Source organism: Emticicia sp. BO119, assembly GCF_013912375.1.
Classification (GTDB): domain Bacteria; phylum Bacteroidota; class Bacteroidia; order Cytophagales; family Spirosomataceae; genus Emticicia.
In genome coordinates this window covers 258,133-276,649 of the sequence record NZ_JACETV010000003.1, presented here as the reverse complement: position 1 = coordinate 276,649, position 18,517 = coordinate 258,133, and the positions used below count along the sequence as shown (strand labels likewise).

General features: G+C 38.5%; 15 protein-coding genes. 7 read left to right on the top strand and 8 right to left on the bottom strand.

The genetic code is table 11. From position 1 onward, the window contains the following. The first annotated feature begins 29 nt into the window (after positions 1-29). Entirely contained in the window at positions 30-1,136 is a 1,107-nt protein-coding gene (locus tag H1R81_RS12540; protein ID WP_181841071.1) for a D-TA family PLP-dependent enzyme, read from the top strand. Positions 1,137-1,283: 147 nt separating this feature from the next. Continuing rightward, complete coding sequence (locus H1R81_RS12535; RefSeq protein ID WP_181841070.1) at positions 1,284-1,622, top strand: DUF2853 family protein; 339 nt, start codon at positions 1,284-1,286, stop codon at positions 1,620-1,622. A 76-nt stretch (positions 1,623-1,698) separates the two neighbouring features. Here the strand turns inward: H1R81_RS12535 and metF are convergent, their stop codons facing one another. Next, complete coding sequence (gene metF, locus H1R81_RS12530) at positions 1,699-2,658, bottom strand: methylenetetrahydrofolate reductase [NAD(P)H] (protein ID WP_181841069.1); 960 nt, start codon at positions 2,656-2,658, stop codon at positions 1,699-1,701. A gap of 456 nt (positions 2,659-3,114) precedes the next feature. Between metF and H1R81_RS12525 the strand changes: the two genes are divergently transcribed. The 4 genes from H1R81_RS12525 (at position 3,115) to H1R81_RS12510 (ending at position 6,379) form a co-directional block, all read left to right on the top strand. Continuing rightward, the gene (locus H1R81_RS12525) at positions 3,115-3,477 is read left to right on the top strand and encodes a hypothetical protein (protein ID WP_181841068.1); all 363 of its coding nucleotides are present in this window, start codon (positions 3,115-3,117) and stop codon (positions 3,475-3,477) included. Between the two features lie 126 nt (positions 3,478-3,603). After that, a complete protein-coding gene (gene clpX, locus H1R81_RS12520; protein ID WP_181841067.1) occupies positions 3,604-4,860 on the top strand; it encodes an ATP-dependent Clp protease ATP-binding subunit ClpX in 1,257 nt (418 codons plus the stop codon). Positions 4,861-4,972: 112 nt separating this feature from the next. Further along, on the top strand, positions 4,973-5,527 hold the full coding sequence (locus H1R81_RS12515) for a hypothetical protein (RefSeq protein WP_181841066.1): 555 nt from the start codon (positions 4,973-4,975) through the stop codon (positions 5,525-5,527). A 120-nt stretch (positions 5,528-5,647) separates the two neighbouring features. Continuing rightward, on the top strand, positions 5,648-6,379 hold the full coding sequence (locus tag H1R81_RS12510; RefSeq protein ID WP_181841065.1) for an alpha/beta fold hydrolase: 732 nt from the start codon (positions 5,648-5,650) through the stop codon (positions 6,377-6,379). Positions 6,380-6,493: 114 nt separating this feature from the next. Here the strand turns inward: H1R81_RS12510 and H1R81_RS12505 are convergent, their stop codons facing one another. From H1R81_RS12505 to H1R81_RS12480, 6 genes are all read right to left on the bottom strand, one after another. Further along, positions 6,494-8,482 carry a plastocyanin/azurin family copper-binding protein gene (locus H1R81_RS12505; protein WP_181841064.1) on the bottom strand — a complete coding sequence of 663 codons (1,989 nt, stop codon included), beginning with the start codon at positions 8,480-8,482 and terminating at the stop codon, positions 6,494-6,496. Between the two features lie 229 nt (positions 8,483-8,711). After that, positions 8,712-9,188, bottom strand: a complete 477-nt coding sequence (locus H1R81_RS12500; RefSeq protein ID WP_181841063.1) for a hypothetical protein — start codon at positions 9,186-9,188, stop codon at positions 8,712-8,714. Continuing rightward, positions 9,188-9,712, bottom strand: coding sequence for a hypothetical protein (locus H1R81_RS12495; protein WP_181841062.1), 525 nt, complete (start codon positions 9,710-9,712; stop codon positions 9,188-9,190). The genes H1R81_RS12500 and H1R81_RS12495 overlap by 1 nt, the downstream gene beginning before the upstream one ends. Further along, on the bottom strand, positions 9,709-12,411 hold the full coding sequence (locus tag H1R81_RS12490; RefSeq protein ID WP_181841061.1) for a hypothetical protein: 2,703 nt from the start codon (positions 12,409-12,411) through the stop codon (positions 9,709-9,711). Before H1R81_RS12490 ends, H1R81_RS12495 begins: the two co-directional genes overlap by 4 nt. 8 nt (positions 12,412-12,419) lie before the next feature. Then, positions 12,420-13,160, bottom strand: coding sequence for a hypothetical protein (locus H1R81_RS12485; protein ID WP_181841060.1), 741 nt, complete (start codon positions 13,158-13,160; stop codon positions 12,420-12,422). Between the two features lie 153 nt (positions 13,161-13,313). Further along, complete coding sequence (locus H1R81_RS12480) at positions 13,314-13,865, bottom strand: hypothetical protein (protein ID WP_181841059.1); 552 nt, start codon at positions 13,863-13,865, stop codon at positions 13,314-13,316. Between the two features lie 663 nt (positions 13,866-14,528). Here H1R81_RS12480 and H1R81_RS12475 point away from each other — a divergent pair. Further along, positions 14,529-16,568, top strand: a complete 2,040-nt coding sequence (locus H1R81_RS12475; protein WP_181841058.1) for a hypothetical protein — start codon at positions 14,529-14,531, stop codon at positions 16,566-16,568. 214 nt (positions 16,569-16,782) lie between these two features. On the opposite strand, the gene H1R81_RS12470 is transcribed toward H1R81_RS12475, so the two are convergent. Further along, positions 16,783-18,486: a hypothetical protein gene (locus tag H1R81_RS12470; protein ID WP_181841057.1), complete on the bottom strand. Its 1,704-nt coding sequence runs from the start codon at positions 18,484-18,486 to the stop codon at positions 16,783-16,785. Positions 18,487-18,517: the final 31 nt, after the last annotated feature.

Genomic DNA, 18,517 nt, shown 5'->3' with positions numbered 1-18,517 from the left:
TCTAAATTCTCAACCCTAATTTTTTAATAATGCCCTGGTACAAAGTACATAACGAAAACGAATTAGATTCTCCTTCACTGCTCATTTATAAAGAACGGGTAAGAGAGAATATCCTAAAAATGATTGCCATTGCCGGAAGTGCGGAGCGGCTGTTTACACACGTGAAGACTAACAAAATGCCTGAGATTGTGAAGATGATGATTGAGCAGGGTATTACCAAATTCAAATGCGCGACCATTGCTGAAGCTGAAATTACGGCTATGGCAGGCGGAAAATTTGTACTGATAGCGCACCAGTTGGTAGGCCCTAAAATTGAGCGGTTGATTCAGCTTTCAAAAATGTATCCTGACGTGACCTTTGCTTCGTTGATTGACTCCTTAGATAATGCAAGAGTGCATAATCAGGTTTTTGGAGCTAACGGGTTGGTATCTCATGTGTTTTTAGACGTTAATAGCGGCATGGATCGATCGGGGCATCCGTTAGATGAGCATATCATGGACTTATACCGTTATCTTTCTTCACAGGCAGATATTAAACTGCACGGCTTGCATGTATATGACGGGCATATAAGATCCGATGATTTTGAAGAACGTAAGCATGAAATTGATGAGGGTTTTGTAGATGTGAAACATTTCTTAGAGGCCATTGAAAATGAAGGCTGGCCTAAACCAATGGTGATTGCCGGAGGCACGCCTGCGTTTACGTCTCATGCGTTAAGATCTGAGACCTATTGCAGCCCGGGAACTTGTGTATTATGGGATTGGGGCTATGGAGATAAATTAAGCGAACAGCCTTTTGAATATGCTGCTCTGGTGCTGACGAGGGTTATCTCAAAACCACAGAAAGGTATCATAACGATTGATATGGGGCATAAGGCGGTTTCAGCCGAAAACCCGATTGATAAACGGATCCGCTTCCTGAATTTGTCTGATTATGAATTAATCGGGCAGAGCGAGGAGCATGGCGTACTGAAAGTAAAGGACTGGGATGCCCTGAAAGTAGGCGATGTTTTGTATGGAGTGCCGTATCATGTATGCCCTACCGTTAATTTATATGATGAGGCGTATGTGGTTGAAAATCAGTCGGTTGAGCAAGTGTGGCAGGTACTTGGACGGCGCAGGAAAATCAATGTTTAAGTTAGAATGTGACTTTTACTGACAGATGAAGTCTTAATAAAGGATTTTTTAATGGAGAGCGGGAGCAATAAACTACCCGAATGTTTGGAAAATATAAGTTTTTATAGAATATTTACAAAAAAACACTCACCCATAATTTAGAATCAAATGAGCAAATTCGCAGAAGCAATTGAAGACTACAAAGCACAAGTAGCAGACCTTGGTTTAGGAGTTAGTGAAGAATTACTAACAGCCGTAGCAAAAGGCTTAGGCCCTTCTATCTATAATGCCGACTCTTCAAAAATCTCGGCATCAGATCCTGAAGAATTAGCACGTGTAAAAAATAATTTCCTTATCGGTAAATTAGGTCTGGCAGATAGCGACGCTTTAGATGCCGCTATTGATGAAGTAATGGAAAAAATGGGCAGATCGAACCGTAGTAAATACCGAGCAGTAGCTTATGCTCTATTAGTGAAGAAATTTGGAAAAGAAGCGATGTACGAATAAGCATCTCAGGAGCATAATCATTAAAAAAGCGACGTTATTCAGCGTCGCTTTTGTTTTGCTTCAAATTTCATTAACCTTAAAATATCTGCCTGGCTACTGCTAACGTAGTGTCTGACTTGCTCATAGTATAAAAATGCAGGGCAGGTACGCCAAAGTCCATTAACTCACGGCATTGTTGTACGCACCATTCGATACCTAACTGTTTGGCGTGTTTGTCGTTTTCGCAAGCGGTTACTTCCTTTCTGAATGCCTCGGGCATATCTAAATAAAATAGCTTTGGCAAAACATCTAATTGTTTTTTGGTAGCTAATACTTTTAAGCCCGGAATAATCGGAATGGTGATACCCTCGGCACGGCAACGGTTCACGAAATCGAAGTACTTTTGATTATCAAAAAACATCTGCGTTACTACGTAATCGGCACCGGCGGCTATTTTACGTTTCAGGTTTTCAATATCCTGGTCAAGGTCGGGTGCTTCAAAGTGTTTTTCGGGGTAGGCTGCTACACCAATACAAAAATCACTGGCATTGAGGTATTCTGCTTCTTCGTGCAGGTATTTGCCATTATTCATATTGTTGATTTGGCTTACCAGTTCGTTGGCATAAAAGTGACCGTCTTTTCTGGCTTTAAAAGAATTATATGGCCGGGCATAATCTCCTCTTAGTGCCAATACGTTTTCAATGCCTAAGTAATTCAAATCTATCAGTAAATCTTCGGTTTCCTCTTTGGTAAAGCCTCCACACAAAACGTGTGGTACAGGGTCAATTCCGAACTTATGTAAGATTGAAGCACAGATACCCACTGTACCCGGCCGTTTACGGATTTTTATTTCTTTGGTGCCACCGTCAGGCAGGTTTTTCAGAATATATTCTTCACGGTGGAAGGTCACATCAATAAATGGCGGTTTAAGCTCCATCATCGGCTCGATCGATTTCAATAAATCATCGATATTGCTTCCTTTTACAGGAGGAATGATTTCGATTGAGAAAACGGGCTTCCCTTGGGTATTACTCAGATGCTCAGTTACTTTAGCCATTGTCCTGGTTGAAATTCTGTCTTTTTTGTCCGGCAAAAATAGATATATTATTTATGAATGCAAATTTTTTTAGGTAAATTATCTTTAATATTTCGATTGAGTAGTTTTTATATCGGTTTTGTGATGGATTTTCAGATAATTATCAGGATTAGATAAGATCTGGTATTTATAACTAAAAAAAACAATAAGCCTACGCAGAGCAAATATAAAATGCTTCAGACATATTTGCTACGAAGTAATTCAAAGCTACTATGGCTCAGGGCTGCTTGCTGTTGCAATATGCACTATTAATCTGGCGTACTCACTTAACATGATAAGCGTAAACATTTAATAATCTCCATTCCGTAAAATTAATCTTTATCTAATTACTTTTTTGTTTGTGATATGTGTAAAATAATTATCTTGCATCACAAATTTTAAACATTATCTATTTTAAACATCAAATCATTTAAACAAATGAAAAAACTATTGGCCTTATTATTTATTGGCTTATTTGCCGTTACTTTTGACGTGTCTGCGCAAACAAGCACTACAACAACTGCGGCACTTGATACAGTAGCAGCAAAGAGTTATGTAGGTAAATATAAAATGAAAGATTCGCCTTTTGAAGAAATAATTGTTTCATTAAAAGACGGTAAACTGGCTGGTGAGGCTGTAGGGCAAGGCTCGGCAGAGTTGGCTCCTACAAAAGAGACCGATATTTTTGAGGTAGTGGGCTATGATGGCAAAGTAGAGTTTGTAAGAGACGAAAGCAAACTGGTAAAAAAGATAAAATTAACTATGCAAGGCTCTACAATGGAAGGAGACAAACAACCCTGAGTAAACTTTTTTGTATAAAAAATATGTTAAAGCCTGAAAGCGGTTAGTCTGCAATCAGGCTTTTTTAGTTTTATACTCAAACATTTTTCTTACTTTTGTAAGAAATTTTAAGAACAAGCATACTCAATGGATTTTGGACAGCAACCTTATTGCTCTTTCTGTGGTAGAAGAAAAAACGAAGTTGAACTTTTAATCTCGGGAACAGAAGCAAATATTTGTAACTACTGTGTAGAACAAGGCCACCAGCTTGTACAACAGGAGTTGTATGGCGTTGTGAAGAAGGAGAAAAAGAAAAAGAATGATTCACCAAAATTTGAATTGAAACCTCCGGCCGAATTAAAAGGCCATTTAGACCAGTATGTAATCGGACAGGACGAAGCCAAGAAAGTGTTAAGCGTGGCAGTTTATAACCACTATAAACGCTTGATGCAACATAAGCGCGAAGATGATGTGACGATTGAGAAATCGAATATTATTATGGTTGGAGAAACCGGAACCGGTAAAACGTATCTGGCACGTACCATTGCCAAAGTATTACAAGTGCCTTTTGCCATAGCCGATGCCACAGTATTAACAGAAGCAGGTTATGTGGGTGAAGACGTAGAAAGTATTCTGAGCCGATTGTTGCAGGCTGCTGATTATAATACAGAGCTGGCTGAGAGAGGCATAGTGTATATTGACGAAATAGATAAGATTGCTCGTAAAAGCGATAATCCATCTATCACCCGTGATGTGAGCGGAGAAGGTGTGCAGCAAGGTTTGTTGAAACTCCTGGAAGGCTCAATCGTGAATGTACCACCACAAGGTGGTAGAAAACACCCGGAACAGAAACTGGTTCAGATTAATACTGAAAATATTCTGTTTATTTGTGGCGGGGCGTTTGATGGTATCGACAGACATATTGCCAAACGTATCAATACACGACCTATCGGGTTCTCTAATGATGCCAAGCGTCTGGAATTGTGGGATAATACCAATCTGCTGCGTTTTGTAACACAACAGGATTTGAAATCGTTTGGTCTGATTCCTGAGCTAATCGGTCGTTTGCCTTTATTAACTTATCTGAATCCGCTGGACCGTGATGCCTTGAGACGTATCCTGACAGAACCAAAAAATGCTTTAGTAAAACAATACAAAAAGCTTTTTGCGATGGAAGGTGTAACGCTGGAGTTTTCGCCGGAAGTATTGGAATACATTGTTGACAGGGCTATGGAATTTAAATTAGGAGCAAGAGGGCTACGCTCTATATGTGAGGCAATTATGACAGACGTGATGTATGAAATGCCTTCAAATAAAGAGATTAAGCACTTTACGCTAACATTAGATTATGCACAAAATAAATTTGAGCGCTCGGCGTTCTATCAATTAAAAATGGTAGCATAAATTTTAGGCGAACATAAAACAAACCCTATAAAGCTAACCAGTTTTATAGGGTTTTTTGTTGCCCTTTGCTGCCGTTTTTCCCTTTTCATCATCTATTCGCTATTTCAGGAAAATGCTTAAAACCCTATTATTTGCCTGTGTGCTCTGTGTGGCCTTTGGTTGCAGACGTGAGTATGCACACTTTCAGAAAACTGCTACTGAAAATTATCATCATGCTAAAAAACAGATAGAAAACCCTATAATAACTCATAAAGATGAGGTAACAGACAGGCAAAATGAAATAGAAGAAATAAGATTTATAACTGCACCGGAACCAGAAAAAGTTGTCGCGAGCATCAATGATGTAGTTCCGTCGGGAAATAATCAGTTAAAAGAGAAAACAGATTTGTTTCCGAAATGGTTATTTAAGAAGAGGAAAAGGTTTTTATCTAATGACAGGAAAGGGGGGATTTTTCAGAAACAGGAAAAGAGAGGTTTTTTTGAGAAGAAGAAAGTAAATAAAAGACGTGATGGATTTGGACGTGGTTTTAACGAACGATTAAAAATAGGATTGGTACTATTAGGAATTGCAGTAGTTTTTGCGTTGCTTCACATAAATCTTTTAGCGATTATCTTCGGCTTATTATCCGCCTTCTTTATTATCAGAGGATTGAGGAAATTATTTTAGTTATAATCATTATTAACAGGAGTGAGAAAAGTAAAATCAGTTAGTAAGTATGTTTAGCGATAATTTATAATTATTCACTAATTCACCATTCACTAATTCACTCAATTTCAAATGTAGTCTATGAATATTATTCTGATACACGGCTTTGGTGAAGACCATTTCGTATGGAAAGAATTTATGTCGTTACTTCCTAAAAAACATACGTATTATACCCCTGACTATGCCACATTTACAGACGTTGAAACTATAGATGACTATGTAAAGTGGCTGAAAGAATTTCTAAGAGAAAGAGATGTTGAGCGATGCGTGTTGATAGGCCATTCGATGGGTGGATATATTGCATTAGCCTTTGCAGAGAAATATCAGGAAATGGTACTTGGTCTGGGGCTTTTCCATTCGTCAGCCTATGCTGACAATACTGAACGAAAAGCAGGTAGACTCAAAACCATTGATTTTATCCAAAAGCATGGCTCAGAAGAGTTTATTAAGGATTTTTATCCGAAAATGTTTGCGGATGATTTCAAGAAGAAAAATAAAGAACTGATTGAGAGGCATATTGAGCGGTATAGGGTGTTATCAAAGCGATCTTTGAAAAATGCCCAGCTTGCTATGCGTAACCGTAAGGATACTACACAGGTTTTGAAGCAGGCCAATTATCCGGTGATGATTATTGCCGGAGAAGAGGATAAATTTGTTGCGGTGGAGGCAGCCAGAGAGCAGATAAAGCTTCTGAAAAAAGGCTATACCGATGTATTGAGTGGCGTTGCTCACGCAGGTATGTTTGAACGCCCAAATGAATGTGCCAGAATGGTGGAGACATTTATTGCAGCGTGCTCTCATGTGGTGGTATAACACAATTAGAATATCTGCATTTTCTATTGAGATACGAGTCGGAAGTGTTACTGTATTCTATAAAAAATGCCGTAATATGTGATATTACGGCATTTTTTTATGTAAGACTCCTTGTTATTTCACCACCTTCAAAGTTCCCTGCATTACGGTATAATGCCCCGGATAGGTACACACAAAGGTATAATTGCCCGGAGTAGTTGGGGCAACAAAATAAATAGACTCCGAGGCTTCCGGTTGCATAAGAGCAGTATGATATAATACTTCGGGTAAATCAGGTACATAGGCTTTGCTTTCGCCTTCCAGACCCATTTTAAAGGCAGCTTCTCCCACTTTACCTACAGTTCCGGGCTTTACAATTACTAAATTGTGCAACATATCGTCGTTATTATTAAACACGATATGAATTTTGCTGCCTGCTTTTACTTGTAAGCTGGCAACATCAAATTTCAGGCCTGGTTTTGTTCCTAAAGTAATTGTCTGGTCGGCTTTCCCTCCCCAGCTTTCGGGCATTTCTGTTACACGTTTGGCACTGGCTTTTAGTTCAGTTTTAGGCATATTACTCATGTTATGCCCTGCATGCTCTTCTGCTGGTTTTTTCTCTGCTACGGCATATTTAGCAATGTCCATTGCAGGGGCAGCATCGTTGATGTTGTTGAGGGTATAATACCCAAAATTATGTAATAAGGGGCGGTCTTCTGTGTTTCTAATACTTTCCAGGCGCAATTCATGAATGTACCCTAAACGCAAAGAATCAATAGCCAGACGAACACTCATACCATCTTCTGCCACCTGAATCGCCTTGATTTTCAAAGCTTTGGCATTGATAATCGGGCTGCCATAGTTGTGGTGGTATTTATAAGTAAAGCTATTGGCTTTGTAAGATTCCACATCTCTGGCAATATCCTTGTTTACAGGCTGCGTAAATTCAATCAGGAATCCATCAGGCATTGATTTGATGGTTTTCATTTCAAAAGGTGTTCTGCCTGTCCATTCCAGGCGTTGCAAACCAAACTCGTCTTTGCCTGTTGATGACCATCCACGGCTGGTCATACCAACAAACATGGAGTTATCAAGCCCCCATTTCATACGCAGAATACCAGACTGGAAACCTTCACGGAACGGAAAACAAGCACCCTGACTCTTACCTTTAACTTTCTCTAAAAATACACGCATAATTTTGCTATGCCCTTGGTCGCCAATAAAAAGCTGTCCTTCAAACGGCCCGAATTTCCCACCTGATAAATCCTCTGCTATATCAGAAGTAGAAATACCCATTAAAGTATGAGGAAACCAGATAGCCGGAACTTTCAGATTGGGTACTTTCGGAGCTATGTCATACATAGGTTCGCCCGTATCTAATACGTTTGAAGCCTTTAATTTCAGTGGAGAATCAGGCTCTGATGTCCAGACTAATCCCTCAGGGTTTCCGGCAAAATCACCTTCTTCCAGTTGTGTCATACGTCCTGATCCTACCCAGTCGCCCTGATTTTCAGTATAATAAATATCTCCGTTTTTCAGGACTGCAAAGCCTGCCGGAGAACGTAAGCCTGTTGCCCAGGGGGTCATTTTACCATCAGGTGTCAGACGCAACATCCATCCACGCCATTTGGCCAGGCTTGCGCCATGACCGATCCAGCCCAGATTCAGTGTAATCAGCATATCGTTATTAGGCAATAATACAGGGCCGTACGAGTATTCGTGGTAATTGCCCGAAAGCGGAAACTTGTAGAAAGCGGTATAATCGTCTGCTATGCCATTGCCATCGGTATCTTTCAGAATCGTTAATTCGCCTCTTTGTGTAGCCCAAAGGTTACCGTTGATATAGTTTAGGCCTAATGGCTCGTGCAAGCCTGTGGCAAATCTTTTGTAGGTAGGGGTAGTACCGTTTTTCATGTAGGGGTTTGAGATAAGCCATACATCGCCACGTCTGGTACAAACACCCAGACGACCATCGGGTAAAGTGGCTAATCCGCCTACTTCTAACTGAATACCCTCAGGTACAGGGAGGGTTACGATTCGATAAAAATCCTCTTCTACTAAAGGACGATTCTGTGCAAATACTCTTGAAACAGCGAATAGTACTAAAATGAATATTTTTTTCATTTTTAATGGGTTGGTTGAATATCTGAAAAGTTATACAGGTCAATAAGTGTCATGCTGACAGGTATTATTGCTTGAATAGGCTTTCCTTTACAAATGTAGGAAAAATGTAGTTAGGTTATCATTAAAAATTGTATTAATGACACGAATAAATTAATTGCTGAAAGAATAAGTTTTTAACTTTTTCAAAATAGTTACTCTTTGGCAGGCGTGTATCATAGTTATTTTTTGTTCAAGGGCTGGAAATCGTATAAACAATTGTGGTAGAGTAAGTTTGTGCTGGTATGGTTACCGACAAACCTCTGATTTCGTACTGGATATTAAATGAAGGTAATCCGGTTAAAGTAACACCTGTGTATGTGGTGAAAAAAACCTGATCAGCAGCCGTAAGCTGAAAATAAGTGCTATTGCCTGATGGGGCTGCGCTTCCTAATAACCCTACTCTGTCGCTTGTTTTATGAATCCAGAGGCCAAGGTCTGAATGCCACACGCCATCTATTTTCTTTACACGCACGGTATAATTGGTTAACCACGCTGCCATTGATATCACAGACTGGTTGGTGAGGCTTGTCCAGTTACTGCTATAGTTACTACCAGCCTCTGTAATGGTGCTGGCAGGCAGGTTGCTTGTCCAGTTACCACTTACTGATTGGGCAAGGCTGAACTCAAAGCTCCATAGAAATAATATCGTAAACAGGTATCGGGGCATTAGTTATCGATAAAGGTGTAAATGATGGTAAATGAGGTATTTGTATTGCGCAGCAAGCTATAATTCTGTATTTCTAATGAGTATTTCAGATTAAATCCATTACTTGTGCCATTGCCTGTAAAAGCTCCGCCTATATTATTGATAAAGGTTGTGGCGGTGGTGGTAAGATAAACCGGACTTGTGACTGTGCCCAGCGAGCCACTTCCCGCACCTGTATAAGTGGCGGTTTCTAATTTTAGCTGAACACCATTCGGGATTGTACCAGAAACCACCTGAGCGGTGATTCTGCGCGTTACACCCGGAGCAACAGCCGATGTAAAGTTGAGCCATTTGGTGGTATTAGTGGTCGGACTAACAATGGATGACCCTGCCTGAGCAGGTGATTGAAAAGCTAAAGTAATAGACGAATTACTGTTGAGGTCGAGCAGCGCAATAGAAGGCAGTGTAAAATTTACGGTTGCAGAGGTCTGACACCAGGCTGTCTGGATACATAAATAGAGTAATATGCAAACCGATAGTTTCATTGTTGTAATACTACCTGATAGCTTTTATTAGAAAAGTGAATTTTGCGCTGAACAGCCAGCACATTGAATGCTATTTTATTGGCAACCCCTTCTTCAATCTGAATACTTTGTTCGGGGTTTTGGATGGTAAACTGATTCTGATTGTCAGGAAACCATGCCTTGATTGTCCAGATACCTGGCTTGAGTTCTTTGAATGAAAAATTGTTTTTATCATTGGCTTTGGTAAGATAGCTTTCGGTATCATTATAAATTTTCAGAAGAATAACCGGGATTTGTTTTTTTGTTTTTTCATCTTCTGTTGTGGTTGCAAAATTCAGGCTACCTTCGATACTTCCTGATTTTATGAGAGGAATGGTAATCAATCGGGTGCTGTCTGCTGATACATTTACTTCTATCGGCGTTCTGATGGCTGCTACTGCTCCCGTACCCAACGATGATTTATCTAATGTGAGGTAATATTTATCTGGGACTAAATCATTGAAATAGAAAAAGCCATTGGCATCACTTACGTATTTTCTGTTTCCTAACTGAATCAGAATGCCTTCTTTTCTGACTGATTCTGACAAGCCGGAAATCTGCCCTCTGATATGCCCGAGGTTTCGGTTTTTAGCTAAGGGAGTATTGAGTGTAAGTGTGTATTTTAAAAGAAAAAATAATGTATTCTGGTTTGTTTGTGTGTAGGTAGGCACAAATACTCTACCACCTGTCAGGCTTAGTTTATGATTGCCTATGGTGCAATTGACTGCTAAATCCATAAATGACTGGCGTTCTACGAGTTCATCAGGAGCATAGGAGTTTCGATACATAAAGGAAGCATCAACGTATTTTTTAAGGTGAACTCTAATAGAACCACCATAAAAGACATAATTTTTTAGTTGGTTATCCTTTGAAAACTTATTGGTATGCTGATGTTCGGCCAGAATACTTAACCAACAGGAAGGGAAGACCTGTATCTGCGGTTGAATAAGGTTTGAGAAACTTCTGGCGCGTGGGTTATTATCCGATTTTTGCAGGAGGTTTTCTGAAAACCCATATCGGGCATCGTATAATAGGTTAAATGTTGGAGTATTGATATAATAACCGATACGGGTATAATTTTCACGATAATGAAATTGTTTCTGAGGTTGTCGGTCTTCTTTCGTCTGCTGATGATAACTCAGCATAATCCGATGTTGAGTATGGAAGGCATAAGATACCATTGCCGTATGACTGGAATAATAAGGCGAGGTTTTTAAAACCAGAACATCAAAATTCGGATTGACTCTTGTTACATTGCTCACTATACCAAAGTAGATTTTTTTTGACAGATGGTAATTGACTGAATTGACCAGAGCCCAGCTGTTATTATAAAATCCTAAGAAATTTTTTCCGGCATAAATAAGATTATTGTTTAGCTGAAATTTTTTATAATGAAAACCAAACCTGTTAAAGGCTCCGAAGTCTGTTTTTTTATGAGCAGAACTCAGGGCAATTTCTGTTTCTGAACTAAGCAAGTTTGTTTTTAATTGAAGTGTTACACCAGCAAACCTTGCCCAGGCCCATTGCTTGTTTGTAAAGATATTTTTTGAGAGGTAACTGGCCGAAACCCGGAATTTATTCTGAAATTTGTAAGTGAGGCTACCGCCATAGGTAGCTTTCTGATCAGGAAAAAAACGGGGTTGCAGATAAAAGACCGAAAAACCGGTTCTGGTATAATCTCCGTCAATTTTAAGCCCTCTGCCAAACCTGCCGAACTCCATCAGATGATTAAAGGTTAAAGAATAATCACCTGCCTGAACTACCGTATTTTTTTTATAGCGATAGGCCAAAGAATACTGGCTATAGCCACTTATAAACTGGATGTTCGACTGGTCAGGGCCATGAATTACAAAATCTGCATAATGATGCTGCTTAAAATCAAGGAAACCTCTTCCACGGGCATCGTACTGATATGAGCCAGCAATATAGTTACTGCCTGAAAACCTGCTGTATGCCATGCCAACCTCAATCGGGAATCGCAGATAGGGGTCATTCTTTTTATTCTTTTTTGAATAAACCTGAACAGAAAGTATCTGAGTAACGGGGTTTGCGGAGTCACGCATAAATACACAGAGTTTGGGTGAGATTGTCCAGGAATTGCCATCACCTACGGGTACTTTTTGTGATTTGCTTATGCGGATATTCTCGCCGGGCAGTAGGGTCAGCGAATCAAGTTTCTGACTGGTTTTTCTTTTTGGCGAATCTATCCATACTTTTTCTGGATTGTTTCCTTTATTCTGGATCAGATATTCAATATTCAGCGAATCACCTTCCATCACATAATCAGGAACAAAGATGGGTGTAACTTCGATTTTCCGCTCCTGCTTCACCCTGATGGTAACTGTTTTTTGCACCTTTAGCATATCTTTATGATAGACACAGAGAGTAACAGGATAATTACCTGACGGGGCAGTAGGAGCGGTAGCCAGCGTATAAATATATTTTATTGACAAGTGCCTGATTGTCTGCTGAGGATTTCTGGCAATGAGCGTTTGCCAGCCATCGGGAATTATTAACCTTGTATAAACCGAATCAACGAGCGGGTTTGTACTTTCAACTTCAAAAAATAATGTAAAATGGGTATTAGCACTAATACTCTCAGGTACATTAAGTAAATGGATACTTAAGTTTTCCTGAGCAAGTACAACATAAAAGCTACTGAAAAATAATATGGAAAGCACATGGGTTTTCACTGAATACTGATAGTAATATTTGCTCCGAAGAGGTCTTTTCCATTATCTGCTACTATAATTCCTTCGTATTTACCTATAGGTAAATCTTTGAGTTCTAATTCAAAATCGTTGCATTTTTGCGGATAAAGCCTTTTTGATTGACTTTCAATAACCTTCAGTTTTTCGCCTTTGGCATCATATACCTCCAGGGTAAGCCTGGTTTTAGAGGCGTAGTTCCCTTTATTGGCTAACTGCACATGGATTGTCTGGTTGCCGGCCTGATTTTTTTTATAGGCAAAATTCTCAAAGGCCATTTGTGGGCTTTGAAAGGTGCCCACGTCTACAATCATCTGTACCGCATATCTTACTCTTGATGAAACTTTCACGCCTTTGTCGGCCTCTTCTTTTATGGGGTCAACCCCTTCAACCATAATGATATTCCAGTAAGTGCCCGAAATATCTGCTGAATCGGGAATTGTAATGGTATATATGATGTCATATTCTTCATTGACCCCAATCACTTTTTCGTCTACGCTGGTTTGTATCCAACTGGCTGATGAACGGAGATGATTGCCCACATTGCTATATTCGAGTGAGCCATTACATGATAAGGAAAGGTCTTGTTTGTAAAGGAGTATTCTCTCTTCTTTTTTTCCAATATTCTTGACCCGTATTTTGCCGGTCAATACGTTTCCGGCAATGCCTGAATGTGTATGAGTGAGTCCGTTTTGTACTTGTATTCCTGCGTTGGAAGCCATAGAAATAAGGCATAAGCCTATAAGCTGTAGATGCAGCTTGCGGAAGTATATGCTGAAGATCACAGTAAAAGTTTTTTAGATGAATGATAGCAAAAGTCTATTCGGGTAACAGGCACTCAGCCTATTACCAGTTACCTGTTACCCTGCCTGAATTTAAAGATCTGTTAAAGTGTAAGTAACTGTAACAGTAGGCGTAGAACTGACCAGCAGGCCATAATTAGCGGTAATGGGTGTAAAGGAGTAGGTTAAATTACTTCCTTTGTTAACACCGTCTTCGGTGTAGCAACTTCCGATAGCCGTAACCAGGTCCTGATCAGAGGTTGTAAGGGTTACTGGTGACGACACAATTGTACCGAGCGAACCCTGGCCGCCTGTAATGGTGCCGGGCGTAACCTTAATATCCAGACCCGGAATGGTAGCATCGAGCTTAACTTTAATTGCACGCGTGGGGTTATCACCTTCTGCATCAGTAACAATAGACGACCAGTTCAACCAGAGAGCCGTGTTGTTCGTCGGGTTGTTTAATGCATTACCAGCCTGAGTGGGAGCTGTAAAGGCAACACTGAAATCTTTTGAACCTTCGATGTCGAGAAGAGCAACTTCCGGAATAGTGACCTGGATGGTGTGAGAGTCTTCGTTGGTATCTTGTGCATAAGCACCAAGACCTAATCCAACGAATGAGATAAGAAAAGACAGTTTTCTCATTTTTTTAGTTTTTAGAAATTCAACAAAAGTTAGTTATAAAAAAGATAGATAATTTTCAACAGCATTCTGTACCTTTAAAAACTGTCTGCAATTACTAATTACAAAAACCAATGCAAAAATTGAGCCATTTTTTATTTTTTGGGGATATTCTTATTCGGAATGATGGTAAAAGGTCAGTATAAACCAAATATCCTGAATGTTTATAAAGTAGTACTTTTCGGTCACAAAGAAATAGTGGAAATTTTAAATAAATTGTATGGTTGGGGGTTTTCTTATCTGGTGGATAATTTTTGTTGACTTTCAGTCGATTTATATACTTTGAGTAGTAAAATTCCCTATTTCTTAAAAAAAGAACCTTAAAATAAAAATTTCGATTTTAATTTCTAAAGTAACCACTTTTATTATAGATTTATCTTCTGCACCACATAATTTCTCATATATCATTTATTTGATTCAATAAACAAAAATTGAAGCTAATAAATGTGATTCAAATATGACGTTCAGCCTAAAGATAGAAGAATTTACACATTTTCTTTTATATAATCATAAGAGATATTTGTTGAGAGCATATCACCAAAACAGATATATTTAACAGTATCAATAAGCTAATTTTCAGAATAAAATGGAATTATTAAAGTATCATAAACCTAAACCTTTGGACCAATGAAATTTCTTCTATTCATCAAAAATCAGCTATTCTATGTTCTGATTGTTTTATTGTCTTTAAATAGTATTATTATTTGGGTTAATTATTACAAAAAAAGTATTATTGATGAAGATACAAATCTTTGGTTTAAATCAAAATTTGAGACTATTAATAATGATAGAAATAAAGTTAAGGAGATATTTGAAGAAAAAATTTACACAAAAATAAAAAATATATATACGGAGATAACTACTCCAAGAAACCCAATTGAGGGTTTGATAGTTGATTATGGGACAAAAATTGATTTTGGTAAAACTAAACTTGAGGATTTTGCATATAAAAATGGGATTTTCTATCTAAATAGCAAAAAAACAGTAAAGGGAATTGAAAAGGACTCAATTATTAAGTATGAGACATATAAAAAGAATCAAAAGGGAGATAATACTGCTACAATGTACACATTATTTATTAATGAACTAACCAAAATGGGGGGCAATATAAACTCAGACAATTTTTCTGATTTAGCCTTGACTTTTTTTGATGCTAAACAGTTAAGAAATTATATTCCGGGTTTAAAAATTAATAGGATATATTTGGCTTCTTCAGATGGGAGTGTGGTTATTTATCCTTACACGACAGAATCTTTTGGACCTGGATTCGTGCCATTAGACAGGTTTTGGTGGAAATCCGGTTTTTTAGGAAAACCTACATCTGAATTTAAAAATAATGATGCAGGTTTAACCTCTATTTATCCTGATATTGATAGTTATGCTAACGTTAACCTTACACGAAGTTATTGGTATCGATTTCCTAATAATGAGTCAGATTTCTTAATTTGTTTCGATTTTTGGGTCGATAATGCTGTAAATCCAAACGCTATTAAGATAGGTAATTTCCCAATTTCGATACCTTATCTGTTGTTTGCTATAGAATTATTTTTATTAGTTGCTTTATACATTGTTTACAAAAGGAAGCAGGAGGAAGTAAGTAAATATTTGGCGTATTCAGATACTTATAGACTCAAAAGGGAAAATATAATGTATGTTTCAGATACTTCACAAGAAAACTTAGAAATTGTATTAAAAACGGCTGAGCAAGAAAGCAAATGGAGAAAATTCAACTTCGGAGGTGGTTGGATTTACGCAGGGGCAAAAACAGAATTCATAATAGGCAAAGATTCACAAAAATTAAAGGGAACTGAAGTTAAATTAACCAAAAGATTTGATTTATCACTTACGAATGCCTTTAGCACTAAAGCAGTTGAGCTTTGGAGTGTAGAAAAAAGTAATATGCCTGAAGTTGTCGGTCTATTTGAAATAGTTTGGTCTCAAAATGATCACATCGATTTGAAAATTAGTGAAATTTACTGGAATACTGATCTTGAAAAAGCGGTGGTAAGGAACGAGTTAAAAAACAAAATTCTAAAAAATGAAATTACAGAATTTCCATTTAATCCATTAACTGAACCTGAGCCTTTAGACTTAGCATTGGAAACTTTGAAAAGTATCCCTCAAATCTCATTATTTTCACAAAAAGTTGATTCTTTTTCAAAAAGGAAATTTGATTTTGACTTTGACAATGAAAATATATTAGAATTTATAAAGAAATTATATGAAATAGGCGAAACAAAAGCTGTCTGTAGTGTAGAATTTCTGAGAAAATTAATTGAGATTAATAAATTTCAGGAAATACTTAGTATTGGAGTAAAACAGCGCATAGTTATTGAAACCCCTGATAAAGAATTAAGAAGTTTTATAGACAAAGAGGTTTCAGAAGATCAACGCAATTTTTTAAGCAACACCAAATTTGATTATAAAATTATTACCTCTAATTCACATATTGCTTATAGAAATAGAGATTTTGTCATAATAGAAACTAATCAAAATATTAAATTTGTTTTGGTCACTAATATTTCTGATGGTAAAGTTAGTTCAGGGTGGATAAGCTGGAGGTTAGTAGATATTCATTATTACTCTGAAATTCTAAATTCTTTAAATTCCTTTAGAGGTGGTAAAATTAAGGATTTTATTAAAATGCCAAACCCATCTTTAAATTAGTACTATTTATCTTAGATAATGATATTAAAAATGACAGACTATCTTAACAAATAGTTAGGCATTTTCATGAGGTGAGTGTATTTACTTTTAAAGCCGTTTGTTTTATGGCTTTTGTACAGATAATATCTTTTTTGAATTTCAATGAAATGTACTCAAAAAACCTATTTGAATCTAAAATTCAAATAGGTTCATTTAATCTTAATATGTTTGAAATCTACCACAATGTAGTAAAACTCACGCTACCTGCCAGCGGCAGAATAATTTCCTGACCTGCTTTAGAGGCACTTCTGATGATGGGTTTCAGTTTGGGGTCGAGCTGAATATACCTGTCATTATCCGGGCTTTCTAATAGGTAGAAGCCCTTGTTTATCATTGTAATGGTCTCAGCCTGACCTAATTTTACGTAAAGATTACTACCACCGTTGGCTGTAATAGTGGTTGTAATGCCACCGTCAGCCGATGGTACGAGTTTTTCTGTCAGTTCTGCACCTTTGTATTGGTATCTGAAACCCGGCAGACCTTCGGCGTCTAATGAATAGCCTTTGAATACGAGGTCTTTGTAATCATCTAAGGTATCGGGCATATTGGCGTTGGCATCGACTAAATAGGCTACCGTCGGTTTGCCTGAGAAAGTAGTTTTTACACCTCTTGGTTTCAATAACTGGGGTTCGCCACGCTCGTGGAACATCTCGGTAACATCGGCGAAATCGCCACGCCAGGCATAAAGCGGAGTGCCCTGGTCTAAATCATAGGTATAATGTGTGCCAGCAGGAGTACCAACCGAAATGACGTGCGTACGTTTTTTGCCATCGAACATTACAAACGAGCGAATCAACTCTACCTGACTGGTTGGGGTAATGTCAATTTCGCCCACTGCCTGTGGCGACGGGAGGGAGGTTTCGGCATGGAGTGCATAAGGTCTGATTTCAGGCCCGGCAGCAAACAAACCTAATTCGGCTTTCCACCATACTTTATTATAACGAAGCTCAAACGGGTGCTTGCCTTTTGTTAGCTGTACATAAGCTGCCCTTGGTTTGCGATAGCTTTCGCCGCTTTCCATTGGCAATATGTCTTTACCGTCTACTTTCAATGAAGCTTTGCCGGCGTAGTCGGCAATGAGCGAATAGCTGCCATCTTTTTCTACGTCAATATTTCCTCTGAAAATCAACAGAAAACGGTTAAATCCTGCGCCAAAATCTTTCGTCAGAGAAGTAGTAGTACCTTTGTCGTTTGGCGTGTCTTTCTTAGGCGCAAACTGCTGATTCCAGTCCCAGGTTTCATACATTTCATAAGTCAGGTCGGTGAGCTTCAAAGGTTTTTCCTTGTTGTATTTCAGGTACTGAACGTTTCTTACTGCTACCGTTCCGCTTTTGTTCTCAAAAGCGAGAGGGCCTTGGTTTGCGCCTGTGGTTGGAATTACGTATCCCTGATGAATGGCTACATTATTCAGCGTAACTTTTTCGATAATCAAGGCACCACCATAGGGTGCATCAGAGAAGGTCACTTCCAGGCTCTGCCATAAGCCAACCGCTTTACCGGCGTTTTGCTCTGGTAATTGCAGCGTGCCGTCTGGTCTGATAATGGCTCCTGTTGCACGGGTATTACTCAGTACAATGCCGTGGCTACCCTGTATATAAAAAACGCCGTCACTGTTGTTGCCTAGCATAAACTCAAACTTTACTCTGGCATCGGCAGTTACAAGTTTTGAGGTAGTTTTACCCGGAGTATCAGAGAATAACATTTTGTTGCCGGCAGTAAAACCAGCTTTCTTTTTATATGGATTATCAATGCTTTCGGCCGGTTTCCAGTTGCCTGAACTCCAGTTGTCAGTTGATAATTGATTAAGCGGAAATTCTTGCGCAAATGCCTGAAAACAAAGAAATAATGCCCCTAAAACGGACAGGAAGCGTAGGTTCATGGTTGAATCTGTTAGAGTTTTAGTACAAAAC

Excerpts from the sequence above, each read along its gene's own strand:
- metF (WP_181841069.1), bottom strand. The coding sequence starts at position 2,658 with ATGGCTAAAGTAACTGAGCATCTGAGTAATACCCAAGGGAAGCCCGTT.
- H1R81_RS12480 (WP_181841059.1), bottom strand. The coding sequence starts at position 13,865 with ATGAGAAAACTGTCTTTTCTTATCTCATTCGTTGGATTAGGTCTTGGT.
- H1R81_RS12525 (WP_181841068.1), top strand. The coding sequence starts at position 3,115 with ATGAAAAAACTATTGGCCTTATTATTTATTGGCTTATTTGCCGTTACT.
- H1R81_RS12540 (WP_181841071.1), top strand. The coding sequence starts at position 30 with ATGCCCTGGTACAAAGTACATAACGAAAACGAATTAGATTCTCCTTCA.
- H1R81_RS12495 (WP_181841062.1), bottom strand. The coding sequence starts at position 9,712 with ATGAAACTATCGGTTTGCATATTACTCTATTTATGTATCCAGACAGCC.
- H1R81_RS12470 (WP_181841057.1), bottom strand. The coding sequence starts at position 18,486 with ATGAACCTACGCTTCCTGTCCGTTTTAGGGGCATTATTTCTTTGTTTT.
- H1R81_RS12500 (WP_181841063.1), bottom strand. The coding sequence starts at position 9,188 with ATGCCCCGATACCTGTTTACGATATTATTTCTATGGAGCTTTGAGTTC.
- H1R81_RS12485 (WP_181841060.1), bottom strand. The coding sequence starts at position 13,160 with ATGGCTTCCAACGCAGGAATACAAGTACAAAACGGACTCACTCATACA.
- clpX (WP_181841067.1), top strand. The coding sequence starts at position 3,604 with ATGGATTTTGGACAGCAACCTTATTGCTCTTTCTGTGGTAGAAGAAAA.
- H1R81_RS12505 (WP_181841064.1), bottom strand. The coding sequence starts at position 8,482 with ATGAAAAAAATATTCATTTTAGTACTATTCGCTGTTTCAAGAGTATTT.
- H1R81_RS12535 (WP_181841070.1), top strand. The coding sequence starts at position 1,284 with ATGAGCAAATTCGCAGAAGCAATTGAAGACTACAAAGCACAAGTAGCA.
- H1R81_RS12510 (WP_181841065.1), top strand. The coding sequence starts at position 5,648 with ATGAATATTATTCTGATACACGGCTTTGGTGAAGACCATTTCGTATGG.
- H1R81_RS12475 (WP_181841058.1), top strand. The coding sequence starts at position 14,529 with ATGAAATTTCTTCTATTCATCAAAAATCAGCTATTCTATGTTCTGATT.
- H1R81_RS12515 (WP_181841066.1), top strand. The coding sequence starts at position 4,973 with ATGCTTAAAACCCTATTATTTGCCTGTGTGCTCTGTGTGGCCTTTGGT.